This is a genomic window from Rhodopseudomonas faecalis (assembly GCF_003217325.1).
GTDB lineage: Bacteria > Pseudomonadota > Alphaproteobacteria > Rhizobiales > Xanthobacteraceae > Rhodopseudomonas > Rhodopseudomonas faecalis.
Map to the genome: position 1 here is coordinate 1 of NZ_QJTI01000044.1, position 6260 is coordinate 6260.

8 protein-coding genes and 1 pseudogene are annotated in these 6260 nt (G+C 64.9%); 2 read left to right on the top strand and 7 right to left on the bottom strand.

All coding sequences use genetic code 11. The annotated features are described in order from the left end of the window. Nucleotides 1-210: pseudogene (locus BJ122_RS18630) on the top strand (IS4 family transposase); the annotation flags it as partial. 171 nt (nucleotides 211-381) lie between these two features. Here BJ122_RS18630 and coaA read toward each other — a convergent pair. The 7 genes from coaA to hisB all read right to left on the bottom strand — a co-directional run bounded on the left by coaA (nucleotide 382) and on the right by hisB (nucleotide 5239). Continuing rightward, nucleotides 382-1338 (bottom strand): type I pantothenate kinase, encoded by a 957-nt coding sequence (gene coaA, locus BJ122_RS18635; RefSeq protein WP_027278881.1) that lies wholly within the window; start codon nucleotides 1336-1338, stop codon nucleotides 382-384. A gap of 95 nt (nucleotides 1339-1433) precedes the next feature. Beyond that, a complete protein-coding gene (locus tag BJ122_RS18640) occupies nucleotides 1434-1757 on the bottom strand; it encodes a phosphoribosyl-ATP diphosphatase (protein WP_027278882.1) in 324 nt (107 codons plus the stop codon). 55 nt (nucleotides 1758-1812) lie between these two features. Further along, nucleotides 1813-2580: an imidazole glycerol phosphate synthase subunit HisF gene (hisF, locus tag BJ122_RS18645; protein WP_027278883.1), complete on the bottom strand. Its 768-nt coding sequence runs from the start codon at nucleotides 2578-2580 to the stop codon at nucleotides 1813-1815. 8 nt (nucleotides 2581-2588) lie between these two features. Next, the gene (gene hisA, locus BJ122_RS18650; protein ID WP_110782788.1) at nucleotides 2589-3326 is read right to left on the bottom strand and encodes a 1-(5-phosphoribosyl)-5-[(5-phosphoribosylamino)methylideneamino]imidazole-4-carboxamide isomerase; all 738 of its coding nucleotides are present in this window, start codon (nucleotides 3324-3326) and stop codon (nucleotides 2589-2591) included. A gap of 149 nt (nucleotides 3327-3475) precedes the next feature. Further along, nucleotides 3476-4126, bottom strand: coding sequence for an imidazole glycerol phosphate synthase subunit HisH (hisH, locus tag BJ122_RS18660; RefSeq protein WP_110782789.1), 651 nt, complete (start codon nucleotides 4124-4126; stop codon nucleotides 3476-3478). Beyond that, nucleotides 4123-4623 carry a DUF2628 domain-containing protein gene (locus BJ122_RS18665; protein WP_110782790.1) on the bottom strand — a complete coding sequence of 167 codons (501 nt, stop codon included), beginning with the start codon at nucleotides 4621-4623 and terminating at the stop codon, nucleotides 4123-4125. The genes hisH and BJ122_RS18665 overlap by 4 nt, the downstream gene beginning before the upstream one ends. Before the next feature lie 22 nt (nucleotides 4624-4645). Then, complete coding sequence (gene hisB / locus BJ122_RS18670; protein WP_110782792.1) at nucleotides 4646-5239, bottom strand: imidazoleglycerol-phosphate dehydratase HisB; 594 nt, start codon at nucleotides 5237-5239, stop codon at nucleotides 4646-4648. 296 nt (nucleotides 5240-5535) lie between these two features. Between hisB and hslV the strand changes: the two genes are divergently transcribed. Continuing rightward, nucleotides 5536-6108, top strand: a complete 573-nt coding sequence (gene hslV, locus BJ122_RS18675; RefSeq protein ID WP_110782791.1) for an ATP-dependent protease subunit HslV — start codon at nucleotides 5536-5538, stop codon at nucleotides 6106-6108. Nucleotides 6109-6260: the final 152 nt, after the last annotated feature.

Consider the following 6260-nt stretch of genomic DNA (forward strand, 5'->3'; position numbering starts at 1 on the left):
ATCCTGGCTGCCATGATCGCCTATCTGCTGCTGCGGATCGCCGCGCGCGAAAGCCGCCTCGTCATGCCCGCGATACGCTTCGCCGGTCTGGTCGCCGCATCCCTGTTCACGCGAAAACAGCTCGCCGAGATCGACCGGCCTCCCAAGGTCAACCCTTCCGCCGCCCGCCCGCGTGTCTCGCCCGACCAGATGAGCTTCTGCTATGTATGACTTTCCCCGGACAGCCGTGCGCTCTTGCGGGGAGAGGGGTGGGGTGAGGGGCGACCCGACCAGAGAGTTCGATGGCGAAGGACGCGCCGTGCCCGGCCCCTCACCCGGCGCTACGCACCGACCTCTCCCCGCGCAGCGGGGAGAGGTGAGTAACAACGGGCTATGAGAATACTACAGCCGGCGCAGCGCCACCGTTTCAACAACGTGGTCCGGACCCTTTTTCAGGATCAGCGTGGCGCGCGGCCTGGTCGGCAAAATGTTCTCTTCGAGATTGGCGAGGTTGGTGCGTTCCCAGATCGCCAGCGCTGTCGCAGTCGCTTCCTCGTCGGACAACGGCGCGTAGCGATGGAAATAGGAGCGCGGATCAAGAAACGCGGTGTCGCGCAGCGCCAGAAAGCGCTTCACATACCATTCGCGCAGCACCGGCTCTTCAGCGTCGATATAGACCGAGAAGTCGAAGAAGTCCGACACCACCGGCACCGCCTTGCCATGGCGCGGCAGCTTGCCGGTTTGCAGCACATTGACGCCTTCGACGATCAGAATGTCCGGCCGATCGACCGTGACGTATGATTTCGGCACAATGTCGTAGGTGAGATGCGAATAGACCGGCGCCTGCACCCGGCGGCGGCCGGCCTTGATGTCGCTCAGAAATGACAGCAGCCGCGGCAGATCATAGCTTTCCGGAAAGCCCTTCTTCTGCATCAGCCCTTGTTGTTCGAGCACCGCGTTCGGATACAGAAAACCGTCGGTGGTGATCAGATCGACCTTAGGCCGCGGCGACCAGCGCGTCAGCAGCGCCTGCAGCACGCGCGCGGTGGTGGATTTGCCGACGGCCACCGAGCCCGCGACGCCGATGATATACGGCATCTTGCGATCGGCGATGCCGAGGAAACGGCGCTGCGCGTAGTATAATTGCTGAGTAGCGGCAACATAGATCGACAGCAGCCGCGACAGCGGCAGATAGATGTCCCCGACCTCCTGCAGATCGAGCCGGTCGTGCATCGAACGCAGCTGCGCGATCTCATCGGCCGCCAGCGTCATCGGCGTATCGTCGCGCAGCTTGGCCCACTGCGCGCGTGAGAACACCCGGTAGGGATTGTACTTGTGATGATCTGCCCGAGCGTCCATGCGGTATTCCTCAAATTGATCGCGTCATTGCGCGCGCGTTTATTATTGTTGGAGCGGCCGGGGTTGAACGGCGCCGGCCGTAGTCTCGTCAAAAGTTAGTCGCGCTTGCGCGACGCTTTTTCTTCCAGGCCCGACATCGAGGTGCGCTGCGCCAGCGTCGCTTCGACCTCTTCGATGGTGATGCCGCGCGATTTCAGCAGCACCAAAAGGTGAAACAGCACGTCGGCGCTTTCCGCGATCAGATGATTGCGGTCATTCTCGACCGCAGCGATCACCGCCTCGACCGCTTCTTCGCCAAACTTCTTGGCGCAGTGTTCAGCGCCCTTGTCGAGCAGCTTGCGGGTGTAGGAACCATCGCCGCCCGAGGCGGCGCGGGTATCAATGATGCCAGCCAGATCGTGAATGGTGAAACGGGTCATTGGTGCTCTCAAAAATTGCTTTGAGTAATGGCGTGCCGCGATTGCAGCGCGGCAATTACGGATCGAGGCGCATCGGCAGGCCGGCGCGCACCATGTGCTCCTTGGCCTCGCGAATAGTGAACTCGCCGAAATGGAAAATCGAGGCCGCCAGCACCGCGGTGGCGTGGCCTTCGGCGATGCCGTCGACCAGATGATCGAGATTGCCGACCCCGCCCGAGGCGATCACCGGCACCGGCACGCTATCGGCGATCGCGCGGGTCAGTGGAATGTCAAAGCCCTGGCGGGTGCCGTCGCGGTCCATCGAGGTCAGCAGGATTTCGCCGGCGCCGAGCGACACCACTTGCTGCGCATATTCGACCGCGTCGATGCCGGTGCCCTTGCGACCGCCATGGGTGAAGATCTCCCAGCGGTCCGAGCCCGGCACGCGCTTGGCGTCGATCGCCACCACGATGCACTGCTCGCCAAACTTCTCCGCGGCTTCCTTGACGAATTCGCGCCGCGCCACCGCGGCGGAATTGATCGACACCTTATCGGCGCCGCAGCGCAGCAGCGTCTTGATGTCGTCCACGGTACGAACGCCGCCGCCAACCGTCAGCGGCATGAAGCACGCTTCCGCGGTGCGCCGCACCACGTCGAACATGGTGCCGCGGTTTTCGTGGGTCGCGGTGATGTCCAGGAAGCACAATTCGTCGGCGCCGGCGGCGTCATAGGCGATCGCCGCCTCCACCGGATCGCCGGCGTCGCGCAGATCGACAAAGTTGACGCCTTTGACGACGCGGCCGTCCTTGACGTCCAGGCAGGGAATGACACGAACCTTGAACATGCCGCGCCTCAGGCCGCCTTGGTGCTGGCGATCAGCGCCAGCGCCTGCGCCGGATCGAGCCGGCCGTCATAGAGCGCGCGGCCGACGATCGCGCCGGCCAGCTTTTTCGCCCGCGGCGCAAGCAGCGCTTTGACGTCGTCGATCGAGGCAAAACCGCCCGAGGCGATCACCGGGATCGAGATCGCCTCGGCGAGCGCGATGGTGGCGTCGAGATTGAGCCCCTTGAGCAGGCCATCGCGGGCGATGTCGGTGAAGATGATCGCGGCAACGCCGGCGTCCTCAAAACGCTGCGCGATATCGAGCGCCGACACCGTCGAGGTTTCGGCCCAGCCCTCGACCGCGACATTGCCGTCGCGGGCGTCGAGCCCGACCGCCACCCGGCCCGGGAATTTCTTGGCGGCTTCCTTGACCAGCGCCGGATCGCGCACCGCGGCGGTGCCGATGATCACGCGGGTCACGCCCTTGGCGAGCCAGGCTTCGATGGTCTCGAGATTGCGGATGCCGCCGCCGAGCTGCACCGGCATCTTGACCACTTTCAGCATCGCCTCGACCGCCTGGGCGTTCATCGGCTTGCCGGCAAAGGCACCGTCGAGATCGACAACGTGCAGATATTCAAAGCCCTGCGCGGCAAAGCTCTGCGCCTGCGCCGCCGGATCGAGGTTGAACACCGTGGCCCGGTCCATGTCGCCCTGTTCCAGGCGGACGCACTGACCGTTTTTGAGATCGATAGCGGGAAACAGCATCATGACAGGGCCTTACTCCCTCGCCCCTTGCGGGGGAGGGTTGGGGAGGGGGGTGAACTCAGGGACGGCGCGCGTGAGACCCCCACCCCCGACCCCTCCCCGCAAGGGGGAGGGGGGGCAGGTCGGCTCGTCACTGTTGCGAGACCGAGTCGTCACGGCTTCCACTTCAGAAAATTGCAGATCAGCGCCAGGCCGAAGCGCTGGCTCTTTTCGGGATGGAATTGGGTGCCGATTGCGGTGTCCTTGCCGACCATCGCGGTGACCGGCCCGCCATAATCGACGCGCGCCAGCACATCGGCGTCGTTGACCGCGGCGAGGTGGTAGGAGTGCACGAAATAGGCGTGGTGGCCGTTGGGGCCGAGCGGCAGGCCCTGCAGCACCGGGTGCTCGCGGGTCGGCTCCAGCGTATTCCAGCCCATATGCGGGATTTTCAGGCTCTCATCGCGCGGCGCGATCTTCACGACGTCGCCGGCCACCCAACCGAGGCCATCGGTGGTGACGTGTTCCTTGCCGCGGGTCGCCATCAGCTGCATGCCGACGCAAATGCCGAAAAACGGCCGCGCCTTGACGCGCACCGCTTCGGTCAGCGCCTCGACCATGCCGTCGAGCGCATCGAGCCCGCGCCGGCAGTCGGCATAGGCACCGACGCCCGGCAGCACGATGCGGTCGGCGCGGTACACCACTTCCGGATCGCGGGTCACCGTGATCGGATCGGTCATTTCCAGGCTGCGGGCGGCGCGCTCAAACGCTTTCGCCGCCGAATGCAGATTGCCGGAATCGTAGTCGATGATGGCAACGCTCACCGCGGTGCTCCTGGCCTGGGAAACAACCCGAAAATCTCCCCTTGCGATGCGGTCGACGGACGCGGCGACGGCAACGTGCTGCGATCGATCGGCGGCTGATAGCTGTCGGCCGCTTGCGCGGTCCAACGGTCGAAGAAACGGCGTTCGGCGCTGTCCTGGTCGTCGGCGGTGACCACGTCGAGCTGACGCCAGCCGCGGCGCGCCAGCGTCCAGCGGCGCAGGGTCGGCGCTTCCAGGCCGAGCAGCAGCGCGATCAACAGCAGCACCGCAAAGCGGCTGCCGGCATCGACGTTGAGCGCGGTGAGCAGCACGGTCAGCGCCACGTTGAACGCGACATAGCCCGCCAGCACCGTCCAGAGCCGGTGATAGATCAGCCAGAACGGCCCGCCGACAAAGGCCCAGCCGTGAAAACCGTCGCGGATGAAAACAAAGCGATCCGCCGCGGCGGGGCCGGAGGCCGCCGCGACAGCGGGCGCGTGCACTGTGTAGACCGGCATGCGGTTCTCCAACAGATCGGGGTCAGCCGCCGAGCTGGCCCTTGGTCGAGGGCACCTCGCCCGCGTTGCGCGGGTCGATCGCAACCGCCACGCGCAGCGCGCGCGCCAGGCCCTTGAAGCAGGACTCGGCGATGTGGTGGCTGTTCTCGCCATATAGGGTTTCGACATGCAGGGTGATACCCGCATTGCCGGCGAAGGCGTTGAACCATTCGCGCACCAGCTCGGTGTCGAATTCGCCGATCTTGTCGCGCGGGAACTCGGCCTTGAACACCAGGGTCGGCCGGCCGGAAATGTCGATCGCGACCCTCGTCAGGGTCTCGTCCATCGGCATGTACAGGCTAGCGTAGCGGTTGATGCCCGCCATGGAGCCGAGCGCCTGCTTCATCGCCTGGCCGAGCGCGATGCCGACATCCTCGGTGGTGTGGTGATAGTCGACATGCAGATCGCCATTGGCCTTGACCACCATGTCGATCCTTGCATGGCGGGCGAGCAGATCGAGCATATGGTCCAAAAAGCCGATCCCGGTCGCGATGGTCGCGGCGCCGGTGCCATCGAGATCGATCGCGACCTCGACGTCGGTTTCCTTGGTCGTGCGCTTGATCGTCGCCTTGCGCATGGACAACAGCTCTCCGGCTAACGCACGCGCCGCCCCGGCCAGCGTGCGGCGGTGGGCGATCGGATCATGCGCCATTTCATAGGGTTAACGGACAAGCACGGGCCTGAGCGAACAGAGCCCGGCGCGGCCCATAGCGAAAACGCGGTTCTTTTAACAGGCTGGTGACACCTTCGCTACAGCGTGCTTGCGCGCCGCCGCCCCGATCTTCGGACTATGGTGACCAGATTGCGGGCCACCAATGGCGATTTGCATCACCGCCAGCCAGTGCCTAGATCAGCGTGGCAATGAGGGTTCCCATGACAGCAGCACATTCGGCCGGCGGCGACGCCTCCCCCCCGGTTTGGCACGGCACCACCATCCTGACGGTTCGCAAAGGCGGCAAGGTGGTGATCGGCGGCGACGGCCAGGTCTCGATCGGCCAGACCGTGATCAAGGCCAACGCCAAAAAGGTTCGCCGGCTCGGCAAGGGCGACGTGATCGGCGGCTTCGCCGGCGCCACCGCCGATGCCTTCACCCTGTTCGAGCGGCTGGAAGCCAAGCTTGAGCAATATCCCGGGCAATTAACGCGCGCCGCGGTCGAGCTTGCCAAGGATTGGCGCACCGACCGCTATCTGCGCCGGCTGGAAGCGATGATGATCGTCGCCGACAAGGACGTATCGCTGGTTTTGACCGGCACCGGCGACGTGCTGGAGCCGGAAGCCGGGGTGATCGCGATCGGCTCGGGCGGCAATTACGCGCTGGCCGCGGCGCGCGCGCTGATCGACAGCGATCAGGACGCCGAGGCAATCGTGCGCAAATCGCTGGCGATCGCCGCCGACATTTGCGTTTACACCAACGGCAACCTCACCTTGGAAACGCTGGAGGCTTAGCGCCTCTTTCCCCTCTCCCCTCGTGGGAAAGGGTGCCCGCGCAAAGCACGGTCGGATGAGCGACTATCTGGTCTGTCAAGTTGCATAAGCGAACTGGGTACGCGCGTCGCGTGCTTTGGCGTTGAGGCGGACGAGAAGTTTGCGCGCCAGGG

Excerpts from the sequence above, each read along its gene's own strand:
- coaA (WP_027278881.1), bottom strand. The coding sequence starts at position 1,338 with ATGGACGCTCGGGCAGATCATCACAAGTACAATCCCTACCGGGTGTTC.
- BJ122_RS18640 (WP_027278882.1), bottom strand. The coding sequence starts at position 1,757 with ATGACCCGTTTCACCATTCACGATCTGGCTGGCATCATTGATACCCGC.
- hisF (WP_027278883.1), bottom strand. The coding sequence starts at position 2,580 with ATGTTCAAGGTTCGTGTCATTCCCTGCCTGGACGTCAAGGACGGCCGC.
- hisA (WP_110782788.1), bottom strand. The coding sequence starts at position 3,326 with ATGATGCTGTTTCCCGCTATCGATCTCAAAAACGGTCAGTGCGTCCGC.
- BJ122_RS18665 (WP_110782790.1), bottom strand. The coding sequence starts at position 4,623 with ATGCCGGTCTACACAGTGCACGCGCCCGCTGTCGCGGCGGCCTCCGGC.
- hisB (WP_110782792.1), bottom strand. The coding sequence starts at position 5,239 with ATGCGCAAGGCGACGATCAAGCGCACGACCAAGGAAACCGACGTCGAG.
- hslV (WP_110782791.1), top strand. The coding sequence starts at position 5,536 with ATGACAGCAGCACATTCGGCCGGCGGCGACGCCTCCCCCCCGGTTTGG.